Annotated in this window: 10 protein-coding genes and 3 pseudogenes; 3 read left to right on the forward strand and 10 right to left on the reverse strand. The window is 70.2% G+C overall.

Going from position 1 to position 20,242, the window contains the following annotated elements; all coding sequences use genetic code 11:
- Positions 1-10: 10 nt before the first annotated feature.
- The 4 genes and pseudogenes from tpg to ACH4EW_RS30200 all read right to left on the reverse strand — a co-directional run bounded on the left by tpg (position 11) and on the right by ACH4EW_RS30200 (position 3,254).
- Positions 11-429, reverse strand: a pseudogene (gene tpg / locus ACH4EW_RS30185) (telomere-protecting terminal protein Tpg).
- Between the two features lie 10 nt (positions 430-439).
- Positions 440-922, reverse strand: a pseudogene (locus ACH4EW_RS30190) (hypothetical protein); the annotation flags it as partial.
- 28 nt (positions 923-950) lie between these two features.
- A pseudogene (locus ACH4EW_RS30195) lies at positions 951-2,266 on the reverse strand (IS630 family transposase).
- Positions 2,267-2,534: 268 nt separating this feature from the next.
- Positions 2,535-3,254: a ScbR family autoregulator-binding transcription factor gene (locus ACH4EW_RS30200; RefSeq protein WP_398262361.1), complete on the reverse strand. Its 720-nt coding sequence runs from the start codon at positions 3,252-3,254 to the stop codon at positions 2,535-2,537.
- Between the two features lie 103 nt (positions 3,255-3,357).
- Between ACH4EW_RS30200 and ACH4EW_RS30205 the strand changes: the two genes are divergently transcribed.
- Positions 3,358-3,567 carry a hypothetical protein gene (locus ACH4EW_RS30205; protein WP_398262363.1) on the forward strand — a complete coding sequence of 70 codons (210 nt, stop codon included), beginning with the start codon at positions 3,358-3,360 and terminating at the stop codon, positions 3,565-3,567.
- A 179-nt stretch (positions 3,568-3,746) separates the two neighbouring features.
- On the opposite strand, the gene ACH4EW_RS30210 is transcribed toward ACH4EW_RS30205, so the two are convergent.
- On the reverse strand, positions 3,747-4,304 hold the full coding sequence (locus ACH4EW_RS30210) for a TetR/AcrR family transcriptional regulator (protein WP_398262365.1): 558 nt from the start codon (positions 4,302-4,304) through the stop codon (positions 3,747-3,749).
- A gap of 63 nt (positions 4,305-4,367) precedes the next feature.
- Between ACH4EW_RS30210 and ACH4EW_RS30215 the strand changes: the two genes are divergently transcribed.
- Together ACH4EW_RS30215 and ACH4EW_RS30220 are read left to right on the forward strand one after the other, a co-directional pair.
- Complete coding sequence (locus ACH4EW_RS30215) at positions 4,368-5,345, forward strand: DsbA family protein (protein ID WP_398262367.1); 978 nt, start codon at positions 4,368-4,370, stop codon at positions 5,343-5,345.
- A 126-nt stretch (positions 5,346-5,471) separates the two neighbouring features.
- Positions 5,472-5,624, forward strand: coding sequence for a hypothetical protein (locus ACH4EW_RS30220; RefSeq protein ID WP_398262369.1), 153 nt, complete (start codon positions 5,472-5,474; stop codon positions 5,622-5,624).
- 60 nt (positions 5,625-5,684) lie between these two features.
- On the opposite strand, the gene ACH4EW_RS30225 is transcribed toward ACH4EW_RS30220, so the two are convergent.
- Genes ACH4EW_RS30225 through ACH4EW_RS30245 form a run of 5 tightly spaced genes read right to left on the reverse strand, consistent with a single transcriptional unit; the run spans position 5,685 to position 20,209 of the window.
- Entirely contained in the window at positions 5,685-7,028 is a 1,344-nt protein-coding gene (locus tag ACH4EW_RS30225; protein WP_398262371.1) for an endonuclease domain-containing protein, read from the reverse strand.
- Positions 6,989-7,720: an NAD(P)-binding protein gene (locus ACH4EW_RS30230; RefSeq protein WP_398262373.1), complete on the reverse strand. Its 732-nt coding sequence runs from the start codon at positions 7,718-7,720 to the stop codon at positions 6,989-6,991. The genes ACH4EW_RS30225 and ACH4EW_RS30230 overlap by 40 nt, the downstream gene beginning before the upstream one ends.
- Positions 7,721-7,751: 31 nt before the next feature.
- The gene (locus ACH4EW_RS30235) at positions 7,752-8,513 is read right to left on the reverse strand and encodes a GNAT family N-acetyltransferase (RefSeq protein ID WP_398262375.1); all 762 of its coding nucleotides are present in this window, start codon (positions 8,511-8,513) and stop codon (positions 7,752-7,754) included.
- Positions 8,506-15,588 carry an amino acid adenylation domain-containing protein gene (locus ACH4EW_RS30240; protein WP_398262377.1) on the reverse strand — a complete coding sequence of 2,361 codons (7,083 nt, stop codon included), beginning with the start codon at positions 15,586-15,588 and terminating at the stop codon, positions 8,506-8,508. The genes ACH4EW_RS30235 and ACH4EW_RS30240 overlap by 8 nt, the downstream gene beginning before the upstream one ends.
- Entirely contained in the window at positions 15,578-20,209 is a 4,632-nt protein-coding gene (locus ACH4EW_RS30245; protein ID WP_398262379.1) for an amino acid adenylation domain-containing protein, read from the reverse strand. The genes ACH4EW_RS30240 and ACH4EW_RS30245 overlap by 11 nt, the downstream gene beginning before the upstream one ends.
- Positions 20,210-20,242: the final 33 nt, after the last annotated feature.

Raw genomic sequence — 20,242 nt, forward strand, 5'->3', positions numbered from 1 at the left:
GAAGCGCCCGCTACAGGTCGAACTCCAGGTGCTCCACGTCCGTGAAGCGGACCTCCTCCAGGCTCCCGGCGCGGCGGCCACCGTTCTGGAAGTACACCTCCTTGAGCGCTTCGGCCGCGATCTCCTTGAGCCGGTCGTCGCTGGCGCCCTGCTCCTGGGCTTCTCCCTCGCCTTGGCTCGGATCTGCGGCTGCCACCGGGCCTTCACCTCGCGCTCCAGGCGCGCGGCGAGGTCCGGGCGGGGCTTCTTGATCTGGTCCTTCACGTACCGCTCGACGGTGCGCTGGGACACCCGCAGCATCTGGGCGACTGCCTTGGTGCCCTTGTACTGCTTGACCAGGTACCGCATCTGAGCGCTGGCCGACTTCGGTGCCGGGCGGGTGAACGCCTTCTGCACTGCAGCATCCAGGCCGTCCCGGAATATGCTCATCGCCTACCTCCTCCCCGTTGTCGACGTCGGTGACAGTGCCGTCCTTGATGTACCGGGCGAGGTTGAGCTCCGGGGCCTTGAAGTGCTCCCTGACACCTTCGCCCCACAGCGTGGTCTGCGTGCCCTCGTGCTCCACCAGGCCGGGGTCGACCCCGAGCTTGCAGCCGCCCTGCAGCGGCTTGCTCTCCCGGTACGGCAGGAAATCCAGCGGGCTCGCGCCGTCGACCGCGTGGACGACGCAGTCGGAGACGATCGCGACGGGGTACTGGCCGGTGCACGCCGCGTGCTTGAGCAGCTTCCTGTACAGGTTGATCCGGGCCCACTCCTTGCCGACCTTCACCTTCGACAGGTCGACGTGGGAGAGGTCCACCAGCCACGAGGCGGGCAGCTCCGGGTCGAAGACCGGGGCCTTGACGTGTGTCGGCGCTCCGAGGCCGACGTTCAGCCCGTTGGCGTCCGCCGCGAAGGCCATGTTGACGTCGATGCCGACTAGTGTGATGCACCGCAAATCGCGAGGGTAACTATTTCTTTGATGTCTGGCTGGGTGGGTTGATCTTGGCGAGGTAGTCGGCGAGGGATTTGAGGATCTCGTCGGCGGTCTTGGTCCAGGTGAATGGTCTCGGGTCCTGGTTCCAGGTGTCGATCCAGGACTTGATGTCGTCCTCGAGAGCTTTGACGGATGTGTGGACGCCTCGCCGGATGAGCTTGTCCGTCAGCAAGCCGAACCAGCGCTCGACCTGGTTGATCCAGGACGATCCGGTCGGGGTGAAGTGGATGTGGAAGCGAGGGTGCCGGTCCAGCCAGGTCCTGATCTCGGCGGTGTTGTGGGTGGCGTAGTTGTCACACACCAGGTGTACGTCGAGTTCGGTGGGGACGGTTTGTCTATGGTGGTGAGGAACTTCTTGAACTCCAGGGCCCGGTGGCGCCGGTGCAGTTCGCTGATGACGGTCCCGTCGGCGATGTTGAAGGCCGCGAACAGGCTGGTGATGCCGTGCCGCAGGTAGTCGTGGGTGCGGCGTTCGGGCATGCCCGGCATCATCGGCAGGACTGGCTGGGACCGGTCCAGCGCCTGGATCTGGCTCTTCTCGTCGACGCAGAGCACGACTGCCCGTTCGGGCGGGTTGTGGTACAGCCCGACGACGTCCACCACTTTGTCCACGAACTGCGGGTCGGTGGACAGCTTGAAGCTGTCCTGCAGGTGCGGTTTGAGGTCGAACTTCTTCCAGATCCGCCCGATGGTCGACTTCGACAGCCCCGTGCGCGCGGCCATCGAGGCCCGTGACCAGTGCGTGTCCCGGCCCGGCGTCGACTCCAACGTTGTCACCAGCACATCCTCGACCTGGTCGAGAAGGATCGAGGGAGGCCTGCCGGGACGCGGCTCGTCCTGCAACCCGTCCAGCCGCCGCTGCACGAACCGGGCCCGCCAGCGCTCGACGGTCGACTCGTCGACGCCCAGGTCCATCGCGGCCTGCCGGTTCGTCCCGCCCTCCGCGCAGCGCAGCACGATCTTGGCCCGCAGCGCAAGGTACTGTGCGGTCTTCGCGCGCCTTGCCCAGCGCACCAACTGGTCCCGCTCGCCGTCACTGAGGAGCAGGTCGGCCTTCGGCCGACCGATACGGGCCGCATCCTGCAGGCCGGCCAGTCCTTCGGCCGCGAACTTGCGACGCCACTTGCCCACCGTCTTGGCCTGGACGTCAACAAGCCGCCCGACAGCAGCATTCGACATACCGTCAGCACACGCCAGAATGATCCGGGCTCGCTCGGCCGCCCTCCGGTCCCACGCCTCCGCCCGACGCACCAACTCGGCACGCTCGTCCTCAGACAACGTAATCGACACAGCAGAAGGCCCAGGATGCGACACAGGAAAAGGGTGGCAACTTACCCTCGCGATTTGCGGTGCATCACACTAGTCACTGGCCTGCCGTCTGCTCCTGGTCGGACAGCCGGGGCCGCAGTTCGGTGAAGACGGTCTCGCCCTGGCTCGGAGTGAGGTCTACAGAGCGAGCACGGAGGACAGTGCCACGCTGGGCAACAGGTGCCGCAGCAGGGCCGAGGTCCGGCCAGTAGATCCTGGTACGCGCATACGCTCTGCGGCATGGGGGTTTTCATGGGGTGAGGTGCCGGGGGCGGTCTGTTCCCGGACCGCTGGACGGGTTCTGGCCGGCTGGGGTGTTGGTTTTCTTGGCGGGTGTTTCGGTGAGTTCGGTGAAGACGGTCCTGCCTCGTGTTTGGGAGAGGTCTACCGATGCGAGTACGGATGCCAGTATCACGCTGGGCAGGAGGTGGCGGAGGAGGGAGCGGACGCGTTCGTCGAGGTCTTGGTAGTTGCTGAGTGCTTGTGACATTGCCTGGATGCCGGCGAAGCTGCCTACCAGTACGTCAGAGGTTTCGTGGGGTGCAACGTGGGGGAGGAGTTCTCCTTGGGCCTGTGCTTTTTCCAGGAGTCCTCGCATGATCTGGCTCCAGTTCAGGAAGGGGCCGCTGCGGTCGAGGTCCTGTGCTTGCTGGTCCAGGGACAGGCGGACACCGGCGCGGACCATGGGGTCGGTCTGCAGTCGGTGGGCGTGCAGCATGATGACGTCTACGACCTGCTGCGTCTTGCACGGCCGGTCGGGGACGGTGAGGCGCTGGTCCTGCTCGCTGAGTACTCCTTGGGCCAGTTCTCCCTTGGACTGGAAGTGGAAGTACAGGGCTCCTTTCGTCACTCCCGCTTCGGCGAGTATCTCGGTGATGGTGGCTGCTTGATAGCCGTGCTTTTCGAAGACCTTGGCCGCTGCCGACAGGATCGTCTGACGTGTACGGATGGCTCGATCCTGCTTCGCCACTCTCGCCTCCTCCACCTGCATGGTTGATGTATGAGGGTTGCGCCGTCTCTCACGAAAAAAACCGGCTAGTTTGTATCTTACAGTGGTTTGAGGTTCCCCCGAAGTGACACAGCCAGTGGTGAACGGCACGAATTCGGCGTTCACCGCTGCGCATGCCGTGGATGCGCTGGACTGGAGAGCCGTGGACTGGCCGGTGGCTCACGCGGCTGCGATCGCCTGGCACGCGGTGAAGGCGGGGGAGCCGCTCACGGTTCTGTCGCTGGAACCCGAGCTGTGTGCGGGTACCGGCATTACTCCGCTGAACCTCACCTGACCCGCGCCCGGGGTGCCGTTTGCCCGTGCACGCCGCCTGCCCCTCCGCCGCATTCCCCGCCAGCCGCTACCTGCTCGATCGTCGTCTCACTCACTTGGCGTCTCTCCTTGATCAGCAGATCCGCTGTTGATTGGACGCTCCCACCTGGCGCCATCGCCGCGCCCGGCTGGCTGGCGGAGTCAGCGCCGGAACATCCTCCAGAAGGCGAGGGCCATCGTCGGCGCGGAGACCGACGCGTTCTTCGTGATCCAGGTGGTGATCACGCCGATCAAGGCGCCGGCCAGATACGCAGCATGTACTTCGTCCGGCACATCGTCGAACCCGGCAGGGCGGCGTCCTTCGCGGAATGAGGTGACGAGTTCGGTGGTCAGCCGCTCCCGCATGCGCGCGGCGAGCAATGCACTTCCCTGGGGGCCCAACATGCGTCGGTACAGGGCTGCGTTGTCGGCGATGCCCTGGAATAAATCGTTCAACGGCTGGGGCACATCGTCCCCAGGCGCGTCGAGAGGGCACAGAGCTGCCGCATGCGCCACATGCTCGACCGCGTCTTCCATGGCGTCCGTCACGAGCGCGTTCACGTCGGGGAAGTGCTGATAGACGGTGGCCCGGTTCACGTCGGCGTGCTTGGCGACCTCCGACATGGTGATCGCGGCGGGGTCCTTGACCGCGGCGAGTTCCAGGATCGCCGTGCGCAGCCGGGCCCGGCTGCGCTGGGCACGAGGGTCGTCCAGGTTCATGGCTCCACACTAACCAGCATTTGTTGCTTTGGTAATCGACGGGTGTCGGTTAGTGTTCCGGGTATGCGAGTCGAGATCTGGGCAGACATGGTCTGCGCATGGGCATACATCGGTAAGCGGCGCCTTGAGAAGGCACTGGCCAGTCCGGCACTCGCCGATGCCGGGGCCGAGGTGGTATGGCGTCCGTTCCGTATCGACCCGACCACGCCGGACCAGGCGATTCCCATCGAGGAGACATGGCGCGATCCGCTGGTGGACGCCGCGTTGCGGCAGTGCGCCCCGGACCTGTCTCCGGCGGAGAACCGGGTCCGTGTCTCCCAGATCGCGGCGGACGAAGGACTGGGGCCACAGTGGGGAGCGGCCTGGCGCGCCAGCAGCCATGACGCTCACCGTCTTCTCCACCTGGCCCGGGAGCGCGGCAGCGCTGCGCTGCAGAACGAGGTGGCCGAGCAGGTGCTGAAGGCCCACTTCATCGATGGCGACGACATCAGTGACCGCCGTCGCCTCAGGATGGCCGCTGTCCGCTCCGGATTCGCCGAGGGCGCGGAGCTACTGAACACCGACGCGGGTGACCGAGAGGTACGGGAGCTTCTTCTGATCGGCAAAGCGCGAGGCATCACGACATCACCAACGATCGTGGTCGGTGACCGGGCCCTTGCCGGCGCCCAGCCGCCAGAGGTGATCGCGGACTTTCTCGCCGGAGGCGACTTCGAGCGCAAGGTGCCGGAGGAGGTCCAGCGATTGCGCTGGGCCGAGTCCCTGCTGGACCAGCGGCAGCCGCTGGGCGCCCTTACCCTGCTGAAGCCTTTGCTCGACGACCACTCGGATGACCTGAACGTCCGTCGTATCGCGGCCCGCGGCTACTTCCACTCCGCGCAACTGAGCCGGGCCCGTGACATGCTGGAGCAGTTGATCAACGACGCGCCGGACGACTCCTATGCGAGGCTCATGCTCGGTCGCACCCTCCAGCGCCTGGGGGATGAGGGCCAAGCCTCTCTGCATCTGAAGATGGCCGCCGCCATGACGCCCGAGTTCGGATGACCGACACCAGTCGCTGAACACGGCGCGCGAGACGGACCGATCGGGCCCTCGTCTTGGTGGTCGGTCCGCCGGGTGCGGTCACCAAGACGGCCACGACCCGCTCGGACTCGGCACCGCGGCGCGGCATTGGTCGCCCCGGCCGTCGGCGGAAGCGTCCCCGCTCAGTGGGAGGCCAGCCTTGCCGCGGCCGCGCCCGGGCTCGCCGGGCACGCCCAGGCCGTGGCGTTCGACGCGGACACCGACCGCCCGCTGCGCATTTCGCTGGGGCGTGCGGGGTGACCGTGTCGGGGGTCAGCAGCTGCGAGGTGACGTTGGGGTGTCAGGTCTCCCGGTACCCGCTCAGAACAGTGCTAGGCCCTCGCCGCTGGTGTCCGCGATGACTGGCCGGAACTGGGCAGGGAGGCCGTCCAAGCGGTCAGGACCGGCCGCGGCGGCCACGGCAGGGGCCGTCTCGGCCAACCAGAGGCGAAACCGCTCGGCGGCTTCGCGGTAGGGGACTTGCGCCAGGACACGGTGCTCGCCGGAGGGGCAGAAGTCGACGGCGACAGTGAGCAGGCAGGAACGGGGGGCGTTCTGACTGCCCGTCCAGGACACGCGCAGGACACCGCAGGGCTTGCGCCCGCGGGGGGCGCGGTGGGTCGGGCGCAGCGATCGGCAGGCTATGTGGGCGGTCCATGCGGCGAGGTGCGGCAGGGGCAGGGTGGTGCGTGAGCGGCAGCCGGGGCAGCGGTGCCAGTGGCGGAGCCAGTCGTCGGTGTCGGTGTGGAAGAGGCGTGTGTAGCGGTTCGCCACGCGGATGTCGTTGCTGTACAGGTGGTCGGGGCGTTCCTGTGTGTTGCAGGACTGGCAGACGGGGGCGCGGACGTAGCCGTGTTCGTGGCAGTGGTCGAGCACGGTGGCGGGCGCGGTGCGGCAGACGGCGCACGCCCACCCGGCCACCCTGCGGGAGGTACCGGGCTTCCTGCTGAGCACCGAGTACAGCTGGCCTTCCAGCTCTTTCTTGTACGGGCGCAGTGAGGCGGTGGGGCCCTCGGGGCTCGTCGTCTGCCGACCGCCGGCATCTCGGGCCTTCCGGGGGTGGGAGGGCGGCCCGGTGACGGCTGCGCTTGCCTGGTGGGTCCGCGCGGCTTGCACCCACTGCGTTTCGGTGTACTCGGCCGCGTCCAGCAGCCTGACCACAGCGCGCGGCAGCCACCACGTCCGCTGCGTCCCGTCGCGGGTCTGCTCCACGAGTATCTGTCGCCAGTCGATCCCCGCCAGATGGTACGGCCGGCCGATTTCACGTCGTGCTGCCCTCTCGGGGCCGCCCAGCTCCCGCAGTTCCCCCGTGATGCGCCGGCGCCAACGCAGCGGCGTTTCCTCGTTGCACTCCTGCCTCGGCGCCCCACGAAACGGACCGATGCGGACCAGGTCCTGCCGATCCATCCCAACCGCGTTCAGTTCCGCGGCCGCCCGGCGCACCTCAACCTCCGGAACACTCCACTGCCCGCCGCTCGCCCTCACCGTCGCCACCACATGGCCGCCGAGCAGGACGTATCCCACCCGGGCATGGGCAGGAGAGCAGGTGAATGCCCCAGAAGCCGTCGGCACAGCACTGTCGGCCGTCAAATCGACCCACAGAGCGTCCGCGGCACCCAGGGTGATCAGGCCGTCCGTGCGACCGGGCATGACACGCTCTGACATACCGACAGGCTAACGGCCTGCAACGCGGCAACGGGTCTCCAAGCGCTTGCGATCCTCGGCCGCCCCGGAGGGCGACCGCCACTGGCCGGTCGCGTCGTCGGCCACGCTGGTCGCGGTGTTGCGCTCCTCGGCCGTCCCGAACGGCGACCGCCACGCCCGCGTTGATGCCGAGGGTCTGGACATCTGCGAGGTTGCGATCCTCGGCCGCCGAGGTGCACCGTGCCGGCCCGTCCCATATCCGGGTCGGCCCGGGGAACAGGCCCCGAGGTGAGGAGGTCGACCTTGGCGGCGCCGGGGCGGTACCGGAAGGCCCGCAGGTCCGCGCGGTAGGCGCGCGGCAGCAGCGGGCGGGGAGTCGGCATACGGCCGACCACATGGGCGGCGACCTTGGCGAGCAGGGCCGCCGCCTCCTGCCCGGCGAAGGCACGCCGGGCCCACGGTCTGCCGTGGCGCAGCATGCCCAGCCCCAGGAGCAGCGGAGCACGCGGATCCCGGGGAGGCTGCGCTGCCCGCCGAGCGGCGGAGCAGATGTCGTGCACCACGTCGTCGCGGAACAGCGCCTTCGTGCGCAGCCCGCCCTCGATGTCGGCCGCCGCCTCGTACACGGCGACCGACAGACCGGCCCGGGCCATGGTGACCGCGGCCGCCAAGCCGTTCGGCCCGCTGGCCACCACGACGACATCTGCCGCCACGTCAGTCCTCCTTGCTGTGCCCCTGTCGTTGTCAGGCGCCGGGCTCGTACACGAACGGCCGGGTCCAGGTCACCGGCTCGAAGCCCCGCCCGCGCAGGATGGGATCCGAGGTCGGCAGGGCGTCGACGAAGGCGTGCGTGCGGCTCCGGTCCCGTGCCTCCCGGAGCCTGCTGCCCACCAGCGCGGTGAACAGGCCCTGCCTGCGGTGCTCCGGCCGGGTGCGGCCGCCCGCCAGCTCGGCGTACGGGCCGCCCGGTCGGAAGTACACCCGGCCGCAGGCCGCCGGTCGTCCGTCCACATAGGCGATGTGGATGCTCATCGCCCCCGGCACGTCCCGCAGTTCGCAGGCCAGCCGCTGTCTCTCCTGCTGCGCGTCGCGCCTGCCGAGCGCGGCGGCGATCTCTGCGTAGTCGTCGAGGCCCTGCTCGTTCACCACGCGCCGGATGTCCCGGCCTGCCGGGTCGAAGGCCGCCAAGGCGCCCTCTGAGAGCGGCAGCGCCAGCACGCTCTCCCGGTCGTCGGGCTCGAAGCCCGCGGTGATGAGCCGCTCACCGAGGTCCGTGGGAGTGTCGTGCCCGTAGACCTTCCATTCGAGGGTGTAGGACAGCCGTTGTGCGAGGTCGGTCTCCTCCTTGATGACCTCGTCGAGTTCCTCGGGGGCGCAGCGCGCGTACACGATCCGGCGCTCGGAGCCGTCCGCCGCGTGCTCCCGGACGACACCTCCCCGCCCGGTGCTGCTCCCCACGGCCCGGCGCTCTCCGTCGAGTCCTGCCAGCAGATCGTGGTCAGTCATGGGAGGCCCCCTCGCGGTCCAGAATCTGGGCCATCGGCCCGTTCTCGATCATGGTGTCGAGAATAGAGCAGAGCTTCTCCAGCAGGGCCTGGGCTCGTTCGTGGCCGAAGAGCTCGCTGTTGTGGGTCAGGGCGAGCTCCAGCCCACGGGCGGAGCGAAGGAAGACGAACTGGAGGTCGGCCTCCTTCGAGCGCCGCGGCAGCTCGCGCATCTCGAACGAGACGCCGCCGCTGCGGCGCGCCCGCTCGTCGTCGTCCAGCCGGTCCATCGCCACCATGACGTCGAACAGCGGGCTGCGGTCGGTGCCGCGCTCCCAGCCGAGATCGCGCATGGTCCAGCCGTACGGGTACTCCTCGTGCCGGAAGGCGCGCAGCACCTCGTGCTGGGTCCGCGAGAGCAGGCCGTGAACGTCCTCCCCTGGCCGGATCCGGAACCGCAGCGGGACGGTGTTGATGTGGAAACCGATCTGGCCCTCCAGCTCCAGCCGGCCGCGGCCCTGGGTGTAGGTGCCCATGGTGAGGTCGTCCTGCCCGGTCTCGGCGGCCAGCAGGAGGCCGACCGCGGCGCGCGCCACCACGAATTCCGTCACTCCCAGCTCGCTCGCCAGCTCGGCGAAGCGTCGCGCGAGGCCCGTGGGCACGGCAAGCCGCAGGCGGTTGCCCGCCAGCGCGCTCATCGACGGCCGGGGGAAGTCCCCGGTCAGCGGCACCCGCGAGGAGGCGCCGTCCAGTTCCCGCTTCCAGAACTCGCGGTGCGATTGCTGGCGTTCCTCGTCGAGCCGGCCGTTTCGCCAGGCCGCCACGTCCTTGTACTGGACGGGCAGCGCGGGCAGCTCGGCCGCCCGGCCCGCCACCAGCGCGTCGTACAGCTCCTGCCATTCCCGGTGCAGCACGACGGCCGACGTCCCGTCCGAAACCAGCTGGTGCATGGAGGTGAGCAGCGCGTGGCTGTCCTCGCCGGAGCGCAGCAGGTCGGCCCGGACCAGCGGCTGCCCGGTGATGTCGAACGGCTCCCGGATGCGCTGCTCGACGAACGCCTGGAGGCGGGCCTGCGGGTCGGGGGCGGCGGCGAGGTCGTGCGTCCGGAACTGCGGGGCGAGCGCACCCGGCGCGTGCACGGTCTGCACCGGCGGCTCGATGCGTGGGTCGAAGGTCGTGCGCAGGGTCTCGTGACGCTCGGCCAGCAGCGCGAAGGCGCGTTCCAGCAGCTCGGGGTCGACCGGGCCGCGCAGTTCGAGGAGGTCGTTGCGGTTGAACGCGGCACGCTGCTCGGGGGCGTACGCGCTCTCGACGTCCAGGAGCAGCCGCTGCGTGGCGGCGGCTGCGTAGGTGCCGGGGCCGCCGAGGCGGGGGATGGCGCGGGTCGCGTCCGTTCCGGTGGCGCCCGACAACTGCCGCGCCAGCCCCACCACGGTGGGGTGCGCGAAGATCTGCTCCAGGCCGACGTCGGCGCCGAACCGTTCACGGACCCGGGCCAGTACCTGGATGGCGCGCAGCGAGTTGCCGCCCATGTCGAAGAAGCGGTCCGTGACGCCGACGGTGTCCAGTCCGAGCACCTCGGCCCAGATGCCCGCCAGGGCCCGTTCGGTCTCGGTCTGCGGGGCGACGGCCGCCGAGACGGTCCTCGCGGCCTCCAGGGCGGCCAGCGACTTTCGGTCCACCTTGCCGTTGGAGGTCAGCGGCAGGCGCTCCAGGACGACGAACTCGCTCGGCACCATGTGGTGCGGCAGTTCGCGCACCACATGGTCGCGGCAGGCAGACACCGTGCCGCCGGGTTCCAGGACCAGGTAGGCGTACAGCTCCTTGTCCCGGTCGCTTCCGCTTCGGTTCTTGACGACCACCGCGGTCTGCTTCACCCCGGGGGCCTCGTCCACCCGGCGCTCGATCTCGCCGAGGTCGACGCGGAAGCCGCGTACCTTGACCTGGCTGTCGGTCCGGCCCAGGTATTCCAGCAGGCCGTCCTGCGTCCAGCGGCCGTTGTCACCCGTCTTGTACATGCGCCGCTCGGGCAGGAAGGGGTCGGTCATGAAGGCGCGGGCGGTCTGCTCGGGTGCGTTGAGATAGCCGCGGCTCACGCAGATGCCGGAGACGTAGACCTCGCCGCGGGCGCCTTGGGGCACGGCCCGCAGGTGCTCGTCCAGGACGTAGATCAGGGTGTTGGGGACGGGCCGGCCGAGCGGCACGATCTCGCTCTCCACGGCCCGCGCCATGATGTGGTGGGTGACGTCGTCGGAGGCCTCGGTCGGGCCGTACGCGTTGACCACGGGGATCTCAGGGTAGGCCCGCAGCCAGCGGTTGACCTGGCGAGGCAGGCACGCTTCGCCGGTGACCATCAGGTACTCGAGCTTCTCCAGGGCGATCTCCCGCCCCGCGCGCTCCCACGCGTCGAGCATCGCCTCCAGGTAGGAGGGCACGAGCTCCAGCACCGTGACGCCCTCCGCCTCCACGCTGTCGGCGAAGCGGACCGGGTCGAGCTGGAGCGCCTCGGCGACAACGACGGTGCGGCCCCCTGCGAACGGCGCCGCGAACATCTGCCACAGCGAGATGTCGAAGCTGTTGGAGGCGTTCTGCACGAGCACGCTGTCCTCGGTGATCCCGAGGTCGGCGATCTTGGCGTGGAGGTGGTTGAGCATGCCGAGGTGCTCCACCATGACGCCCTTGGGCACTCCGGTCGAGCCGGAGGTGTAGATGACGTACGCGAGCCCGGACACGTCCACGGGCGTCTCGAGGTCGGTGCCGGCGTGGTGGCGGCCGGTGGCCTCGGTGAGCTCGACGGACCGGCAGTCGGCGGGGATCTCGGCGTATATCGCGTCGGGCACCTGCCGCGGGTCCAGGACGACGGCGCGGACGCCGGAGGAGTCCAGCATGGACCGGACGAACGCGGCGGGGTAGCCGGGGTCGACCGGCATGTACGCGGCACCGCACTTCCACAGCGCGAGGATCGACTCGATCATCAGCACCGAGCGGTCCATGACCAGGGCCACGACCTCGCCGGGGCGCACCCCGAGGTCCTCGGCGAAGTACCGGGCGAGCTGGTTCGCCCGGGTGTTGAGCTGGGCGAAGGTACGCCGGTCGGCGGGGTCGGTGGCGCAGGACACGGCGAGCCGGTCGGGCACGGCCACGGCGTGCCGCTCGATGGCCCGGTGGATCTGGAAGGTGTGGTCGAACTCCAGCTCCCGGTGGCCGAGGGTGCGCACGCGCCGCTCCTCCTCGGCGGCGAGGAGCGGCAGCTTCTGCAGCGGGCCGGCCGGATCGGCCAGGGCGGATTCCAGCAGCGTCTCGAAGGCCGCCCAGATCCCGTCGACGGTGGCGGGATCGAACAGGGTGGTGTCGAAGCGGATGGCCGCTTCGAGTGTCTCTTCCTGCTCCGCGAGCATGATGTTGAGCGGAAAGACACTGGTCTCGAGGGTCACGTCGACCGGGGTGACGGACAGCCCGGCGGCGCTCGGCCGGCCGGTGGGCCGCTGTCCGGCGCCCGTGAACTGCTGGAACTCGATCAGTACGTCGAAGAGGTCCGGCTGTTGCGTGATGCCGCGCCGCTGGAGCTCCCGGACAAGGTCCTCGTACGGGTAGTCGGCGTGGTTCAGGGCACCGTTGAAGGTCGTGCGCACGTGCTCGAACAGGTCGTCGAATCCGGCTTCCTCGTCCACGCTCAGACGCAGCGGCACGGTGCGCACCAGCATCCCGACGAGCTGTTCCAGGGACTGCTTGCCTCGGCCGGCCAGAGAGGTGCCGATCACCATCTCGCCGCCCTCGCTCCAGCGGGACAGCACGGCGGAGAAGGCACTGACGACGGAGGTGAAGGCCGTACCCTTCCGGGACCGGGTGAAGGACTTCAGCCGCTGCCACAGGGGGGCGGGCAGCACGTAGTCACGGTAGGCGCCGCTGAACGCGGGGCCTTCGGCCAACCCTGCCCCGGTGGGCAGGGACAGGGCGGCCGGCGGGGCGGCGAACGTGTCCAGCCAGTACGCGGCATCCCGCTCGCGCTGGTCGCGGATGCGCTCCGCCTCCTGGACATGGTGCTCCCGGTAGTTTCCGGAGACGGGCGGCAGGACTGCCGGCCGGCCCTCGGCGGCAGCGGCGTACAGGGCCCACACGTCACGCACCAGCAGGCCCAGCGACCAGCCGTCGGCGACGATGTGGTGGGTGCTCAGCGTGAGCAGATGACGCTCGTCCTCGAAGCTGGTGAGCTGGACCCGCAGCAGCGGTCCGTGCTCCAGGTCGAAGGGCCGGGCGGCGAACTCCCTGATCAGCGGTACGGTTTCGGGCCGGTCGGGAAGGGGGGTCGGCGCCGTGCGCAGATCGACGGTGACAGCCCCATCGGTATGCGGGGTGATCCGCTGGAGCAGGTGCTCCCCATCCAGTGCGAAGGACGTTCGCAGGCCGTCGTGGCGGGCCAGCAAGCCGTCCACCGCCGACTGCAGCGCCGCCGTGTCGACCGTGCCGCCGAGCTCGAAGCTGCGGGTCAGGTTGAAGGCGACGGAGCCGCCCTCGAACTGGGAGGCCAGCCAGACGTTCAGCTGGGCGGGAGAAGCGGGGAACGGCTCGCCCGCGACCGGCGCCGCGGGCTGCGGGGCCCGCGGTTCCTCGGCCGCGACAGGCGCCGCCCGCTCCGCCAGCAGTTCCTCCAGGAGCCCGGTCAGGTCTTCGGGAGTCTCGTACTCGAAGACGGTGAGGACATCGATCTCGATGCCGAAGAGAGTCTGCACCCGGTTGACGACCTGGAGGGCGCTGATCGAGTCGCCGCCGAGGTCGAAGAAGGAGTCCGTGGCGCAGACGTCGTCGCTGCCGAGGACCTCCTGCCAGATCCCTGTCACACCCGTGAGCAGCTCGACGGGGGCAGCGGCCTGCGGTGCCGGTTCCGCCATGGCGTCGGCAGTGGCCGAGGCCTCCTCGTGCTGGACGACGCTCGCGTCGTCCAGCCAGCAGCGGACCCGGTCGAACTGGTACGCGGGCAGTTCGGTGCGCAGGCCGTCGCCCGCCGTCGTCGCCCACCGCCAGTCGACGCCGGCCGTGTACAGGTCGCGGAGCAGGGTGGCGGGCCCCGCGGTCACGGTGACGACGCGGTAGCCGGCGCCGCCGCGTCCGCGAAGAGCGCCGGAGACGGTGGACAGCGGGCCGGCCTCGACGAAGAGCACCGGCTGCTCGCCGCCGAACTTGCCCAGCAGACGGTCCACGCGCGCGTCCAGGTCGGCCGGCCGGCCGGGCTGCCGGTCCCGGTCGGCGCGTGACTGCCGCATCGCGTCCGCGAGCGGGACACGCCCGGCAGCGGCATCGATCACGTGCTTGCCCGCTCCCTCGCCCACCACGTGGCGGAACCCCAGGCCGATCTCCCGCAGCAGCCCGTGCAGGGCGTACTGGAACGCGAACTGCTCGTCCAGCGGCACGTCCTGCGCCTCGGCCGCGCTCTCGCACCGCACATACAGGGCGTCAAACTGCGGGTGCGCGGCCCGGAACGCGGCCGTGAGCTCGGGGGTGGCCGGGCAGCGGCCGGACACGAGCAGCACGGTCACCGGCTCCGGCACCGGATCGGTACCAGGCGCCTCGGCCAGGGCCCGCGTCAGCTCGTCCGTGTCGCGCGCGGTCACGGCGTGGCGGTACCGGTGATGCTCGCGGCCCTCCACCAGGGTTCGGCGGATATCGGCGAGCCGCGGCCACTGTTCGCCGTCCAGCCAGGCGCGCAGGGCGGCCACGTTGGCGGCGAGGGCGGTGGCGGTCTTGGCGGAGACCGGAATCCAGTGCCCGTCCGCCGGCATGGCCGACGGGTCGCCGACGGGTGTGCGCTCCGGTGCCTCCTCCAGGACCGTGTGCACACAGGTGCCCATGATGCCGAAGGAGCTGACACCGGCCCGGCGCACCCCGCACGCGGGCTCCCACAAGGTGAGTTCCCGGGTGACGGTGACCGCCGATCTCGTGAAGTCGATGAGCGGGCTGAGGGTCTGCGCGTGCACGCTGGGGAAGAGCTGCCCCTCGCGCAGCGCCAGGACCGCCTTCACCAGGCCGACGAGGCCGGAGGCGCTCCAGGCGTGGCCGATGTTGCTCTTCGCCGTGGACAGCGCGACGGGTGCCTTCCGGCCGCTGATCCGGTCGAAGGCCAGGTCGAGGGCCTCGATCTCGATGGGGTCGCCGAGGCGGGTGGCGGTGCCGTGGGCCTCGATGTACGAGATGGTGGCCGGGTCGATACCCGCCTTGAGCCAGGCACGTTCGATCACCTCGGCCTGCGCGGTGCTGTCGGGGGCGGTCAGCGAGCTGGACCGGTCGGCGACGTTGTTGGCCGCGATGCCCTTGATGACGGCGTGCACCGGATCCCCGTCGCGCAGGGCAGCGCCCAGCCGCTTGAGGACCACGGTGACGACGGCCTCGCCGGACCCGGTCCCGTCCGCTTCGGCCGAGAAGGCCCTGGTCTTGCCGTCGGCGGACCGGATGCCGAGGTCCAGTCCGTCGTCGTTGGTGCGGGGCTCGCCGAAGAGGTTCAGGTTCACCCCGCCGACCAGGGCGAGTTCGGCTTCGTCGAGCAGCAGGTCGTTGACGGCCTGATGCGTGGCCATCAGGCCTGAGGAGCAGGAGGAGTCGACCATGGCGGCAGGCCCGGTGAGCCCGAGGAAGCGGGAGATCCGGCCGGCCATTGCGGACAGGTGCACGCCCATCACCATCGACGGTTCGATGGTGCGGGCCAGTTGGTGGTACGCGATACGGGTGTCGCCGACGTACACCGAGACCCTGCGGCCCCGGAGGGAGGCCGGGTCGTGGCCGGAGTTCTCCACCGCCTGGTAGGCGGTCTGCAGGAGCAGACGGTGCTCGGGGGCCATCAGCTGCGCCTCACCCCTGGAGATGCCGAAGAAGGCATGGTCGAAGAAGTCGATGTCCTCGATGTAGCCGTTCAGCTGGAAGTCGGTGTCGGCGGGCATCGAGGTGCGTGCGCGCCGCTCGGCGGAGTACGGGCGGACGCTGTCGCGGCCCTCGCGAAGGTTCTCCAGGAACTGCCGGGTGTCGTCGGCCTCGGGCAGCCGGACGGCCATGCCGATGACGGCGATGTCGCGGGCCCCGGCGGCCGTGGCGCTCTCGTCAGAAGTCATGCTCGGAAACCTCGTCTTCGCAGTGGGTAGGGTCCGCGTCGCCGGACGCGGGTGCGGCCAGCCGGGCCTGGAGGGCGATGGTGGGGTGGGTGAACAGCTGCGCGACCCGGAAGGCGCCGGGGAAGCTCTCCTCCAGCAAGGAGTAGAGGCGCAGCAGCTTCAGGGAGGTACCGCCGAGTTCGAAGAAGTCCTGCTCCACCCCCGGCACGGGGCGGGCCAGCGCGGTCTTCCACGCGTCGCGGATACGCAGCTCGGTGTCGCTGCGGGGTGCTTCGGCGGGCGCCTGGGCGGAGTCGAGGAAGCGGGGCGCCGGCAGGGCGGCCCGGTCCGGCTTGCCGTTGGGGTTGGCAGGGATCCGGTCGAGCACGATGAACTCGGCGGGCACCATCGGCTGCGGCAACTGCCCGATGAGGTGGCGGCGGAGTCGGCCCGGGAGCCCGTCGAGCTCCGCGGAGGCGTCCGGGACCACGTAGGCGACCAGGTGGTACTCGTCCTGGAGCGTCTTGTGGGCCACGACCACACAGGCGGACACCTGCGGGTGGCACACCAGCGCGTGCTCGATCTCGGACGGGTGGATCCGTACGCCGCTGATCTTGATCTGGTGGTCGGCGCGGCCGAGTATCTCCAGCAGCCCGTCGGGACGGAGGCGGCCGATGTCTCCGGTGTGGTACAGCAGGTCGTCCGCGTCGCTGCGCACCGGGTTGCGGAAGAAGGCCGCCGTGCTCGCGTCCGGGTCGTCCAGGTAGCCCAACGTGCGGAACGGGGTCCGGATGACGATCTCGCCTGGCTCGCCGACGCCGCACACCGCTCCGTCGCGCATCACGATGCCCTGGGTGTCCGGCAGCGGGGAACCGACCGGCAGCACCGGCGGCAGGGGCCCCTGAGCGGGAAGCCGGTGGGCGAACTTCGCCATCGTGGTCTCGGTGGGCCCGTAGAGGTTGACGATCTCGCCGACGCCGGGAAAGGCGGACCGGTAGCGCTCCACCAGCGCGGCCTTGAGGGGCTCGCCGGCCAGGAAGGTCAGCCGCAGCCACGGCAGCGCGAGACCGGGGGCGTCGGGCAGCCAGGTCTGCAGCAGGGTCGGCACCGCGTGCAGGACGCTGATCCGCTCGCGTTCCAGCCAGCTGAAGACCGCCTTGCCCCCGAGCACGTCGGTGGGTTCGGGAACGACCGTCGTCCCGCCCGAGACCAGGGCGAGCAGCGTGTCGCGCAGCATCACGTCGAACGAGGCACCGGTCAGCTGGGCGCAGCGGTCCTGCGCGCCGATGCCGAAGGTGCTGCTCTGCCAGTTCAGGAAGTGGCTGAGCGACGCGTGCCGTCCGAGGACGCCCCGTGGGGTGCCCGTGGTGCCGGAGGTGAAGAACAGGTAGGCGGGCCCGTCCGGGTCCACGGGCGGCAGCACGCCGGCCAGGGCTTCCCGCTCCATCAGCCCGGTGTGGGCGTCAACGACGAGCGTGGGCAGGCCGACCGGGTGCTGTGGCTGGGCTTCGCCGGTCAGCGGATCCACCGCCGGAACCGGGGCTTCGGCGTGGACGCACAGGGTGGGGCGGCCGACCTTCAACAGGTGCTCACGGCGTGCTTCCGGCAGCGCCGGGTCGAGCGGGAAGAACACGGCGCCGCTGCGCAGGACGCCCAGCATGGCCACGCAGAACCCGATGCCACGCGGGCCGGTCACGGTGACGACCTGGCCGGGCCGGCAGCCCTGGGCCAGCAACTGCCGCGCGACGGCCTCGGACCGACGCACCAGTTCCCCGTACGACAGGCTCCTGGCGCCCTGGGCGACCGCGGCCCGGTCGGGGTCGGCCGCGGCACGCGCCGCGATCAGCTCGGTGACCGGCCGCTGCGCGGGCACGTCAAGGGGCTGCTTCAGCCGGCGGCGGGAGTCGGCCGGGCCGGCCAGGGCCAGGGTGTACGCGCTCAGCGGCTGCTCGGCGGAGTCGGCGACCTGCTCCAGCAGTCCGCCGAACTGCCGCAGCATGGTTGCGGCGCGGGCGGGTGAGAACAGGTCGGGCCGGTAGACCAGCTCGATGTGCGGGCCACGTCCTGCTTCGGCTTCGCCCGAGCCCCCGGCGGCGTCCGTGTCCTCGTCCCACACGTAGAAGGTGAGCGGGAACTTGGCCTCGGGCTCGAACAGCTGGTCGTCGAAGTCGACCGCCAGCCCCTCGATCTCGGCTTCCTCGCGGAGGCTGCCCATGTAGTTGAGCAGCACGTCGAAGACGGGGGTGCGGTCCAGTCGGCGCACCGGGTTGAGCCGCTCCACGAGCAGCTCGAACGGGGCCGACTGGTGGGCGTAGGCCTCGTGGATGCCGGTGCGGACCCGGCCCAGCAGGTCGGCGAAGACCGGGTCGCCGGACAGGTCGGTGCGCAGCACCAGGGTGTTGAGGAAGAGGCCGACGATTCCTTCCAGTTCGACGCTCTTGCGGTTGGCCACCGGGTAGCCGACAACCATGTCCTGCTGGTCGCCCAGTCGGGACAGCAGGAGGTTGAGAGCCGCCATGGTGATCTCGAACGGGGTCGTGGAGGTCCGCTCGGCCAGGTCCCGCAGCAGGCGGCCGTGCGCGGCGGACAGGGTCAGCCCGACCCGGCCACTGCCGCGCCGGGTGTCCCGGTCCGGGACGTCCGTCGGCAGTTCGAGTGCCGGGGCGTCGGCCAGCCGCTCCCCCCAGTACGTCAGGTCGCCTTCCACGGCCTTTTGGTGGGCCGGGTCACGGACGGCGGCCGCGTAGTCGATGTACTGCACGGGCAGCTCCGGCAACGGCTCGGCGACTCCTCCCGTGCGGCGGGCGTACAGGGCCGACAGTTCGCGCATCAGGAGGCGCACCGACCAGCCGTCGCCGGCGATGTGGTGGAGCGTGGTGAGCAGCCGGTGCTCGGTGTCGCCCAGCTTGAGGAGCGTGAACCGTACGGGTGACTCCTCGCGGAGCCGGAAGGGGCGCGTGTCGTCCTCGCGGACCACGCGTGCGACCGCCTCCTCGGCTTCCTGCGTGCCGAGTCCCGACAGGTCGACCAGGTCGAACGCCAGAGGCAGGCCCGGGCATTGCCGCTGGCAGGGCTCGCCGCCGACGGTGTCGTAGGTGACGCGCAGCAGTTCGTGGCGGTCGACGAGATCGGCCAGCGCCGCCCGCAGCGACTCGGTGTCGAACGGGCCGTGGAAGGCGGCGAGCGTGCGGATGTGGTACGCGGTGCTGTCCGGGTCGAGCATGTGCAGGAACCACATGCGTTCCTGCGCGTAGGACAGGACGTGGCGCTCACCACGGGCCACCGGTTCCACCGGGGTCGCCCGAGTGCCGTCGCAGGGCTGCCGGAGGAGTTCGGCCTGTGCGGTGATGGTGCGGTGGGTGAAGACGGTCGCGGCTTGGAGGTCGGTCCCGAAGTGCTGGTTGACGCGGCTGGCCAGTTGCAGCGCCAGCAGCGAGTGGCCCCCGACCGCGAAGAAGTCATCCGTGACGCCGAGCCGCTCGACGGGGAGCAGCGACCGCCAGATCTCCACCAGCGCCCGCTCGGCGTCCGTGGACGCCTCCACATGCTCACCCGCGGCGAGTTCCGCACCCGCCATCCGCAGCAGTGCGCCCCGGTCCACCTTGCCGTTCCGCGTGACCGGGGTCTCCTCGACCCGCAGATAACGCGAGGGAACCATGTACCGCGGCAGTCGCGTCGACAGCGCCTGACGCACCTGATCGGCGGGCAGGCAAGCCGATCCCGCCTGGAGATACGCACACAGGAACTGCGTCCCCGCGCCGTCGCGCTGGGCCAGCACCACCGCCCGCTCGACTCCCGGCAGATCACGCAGTGCCTGCTCGATCTCACCGAGCTCGATCCGATGGCCACGGATCTTGATCTGGTTGTCGCGGCGGCCCAGGTAGAGCACCTCACCATCCGGCAGCCAGCGCGCCAGATCACCGGTGCGGTAGATCCGCCCGCCCGGAACGAACGGGTCCGCCATGAACCGGTCCGCTGTCAGCTCCGGCCGGTTCAGATAGCCACGCGCCACCTGCACGCCGCCGATGCACAGCTCACCCGTCACACCCACCGGACACGCCTCACCCCGCTCGTCCACCACATACAACCGGTTGTTCGGCGCCGGACGCCCCAACGTCACAGGCTGGTCCGGATCCGCGACCAGCAGCGTGGTGACGTCGACGGCGGCCTCGGTCGGGCCGTAGTAGTTGAACAGCCGGGCGCCGGTGCCCGCGGCGGCGTCCAGGAATCGGCGGGCGAGGTCCTGGTCCAGCTCCTCGCCGCTGCACACGCACACCCGGACGCCGGTGAAGCCGTTGTCGACGGTGGCCAGGTAGTGGCTCAGCATCGAGGGCACGAAGTGCAGGGTGGTGACGCCGTGCCGCTGGATCGTGGCGCGGATCGCCTCCGGGTCGGACTCACCGCCCGGCCGGAGCATGACCTGCTTTGCCCCGATGATCCCGGGCAGCAGCAGCTCCCAGACGGAGACGTCGAACGAGTAGGTCGTCTTCTGCAGGAAGACGTCGTCGGCGCCCAGCCCCAGGTCGTCGGTCATCCAGTGCAGTCGGTTGACGAGGGAGCGGTGCTCGATGAGGACGCCTTTGGGGCGCCCGGTGGAGCCGGAGGTGTAGATGCAGTACGCCAGGTCGTTCGGTCCCGCCACCAGGGGCGGGTTGTCCGTACGACCGGACAGCGT

The organism is Streptomyces sp. NPDC018000 (genome assembly GCF_044328025.1).
GTDB lineage: Bacteria > Actinomycetota > Actinomycetes > Streptomycetales > Streptomycetaceae > Streptomyces.

Coding starts and splice junctions, on each gene's coding strand:
- ACH4EW_RS30215 (WP_398262367.1), top strand. CDS start 4,368: ATGCGAGTCGAGATCTGGGCAGACATGGTCTGCGCATGGGCATACATC.
- ACH4EW_RS30210 (WP_398262365.1), bottom strand. CDS start 4,304: ATGAACCTGGACGACCCTCGTGCCCAGCGCAGCCGGGCCCGGCTGCGC.
- ACH4EW_RS30235 (WP_398262375.1), bottom strand. CDS start 8,513: ATGACTGACCACGATCTGCTGGCAGGACTCGACGGAGAGCGCCGGGCC.
- ACH4EW_RS30225 (WP_398262371.1), bottom strand. CDS start 7,028: ATGTCAGAGCGTGTCATGCCCGGTCGCACGGACGGCCTGATCACCCTG.
- ACH4EW_RS30240 (WP_398262377.1), bottom strand. CDS start 15,588: ATGACTTCTGACGAGAGCGCCACGGCCGCCGGGGCCCGCGACATCGCC.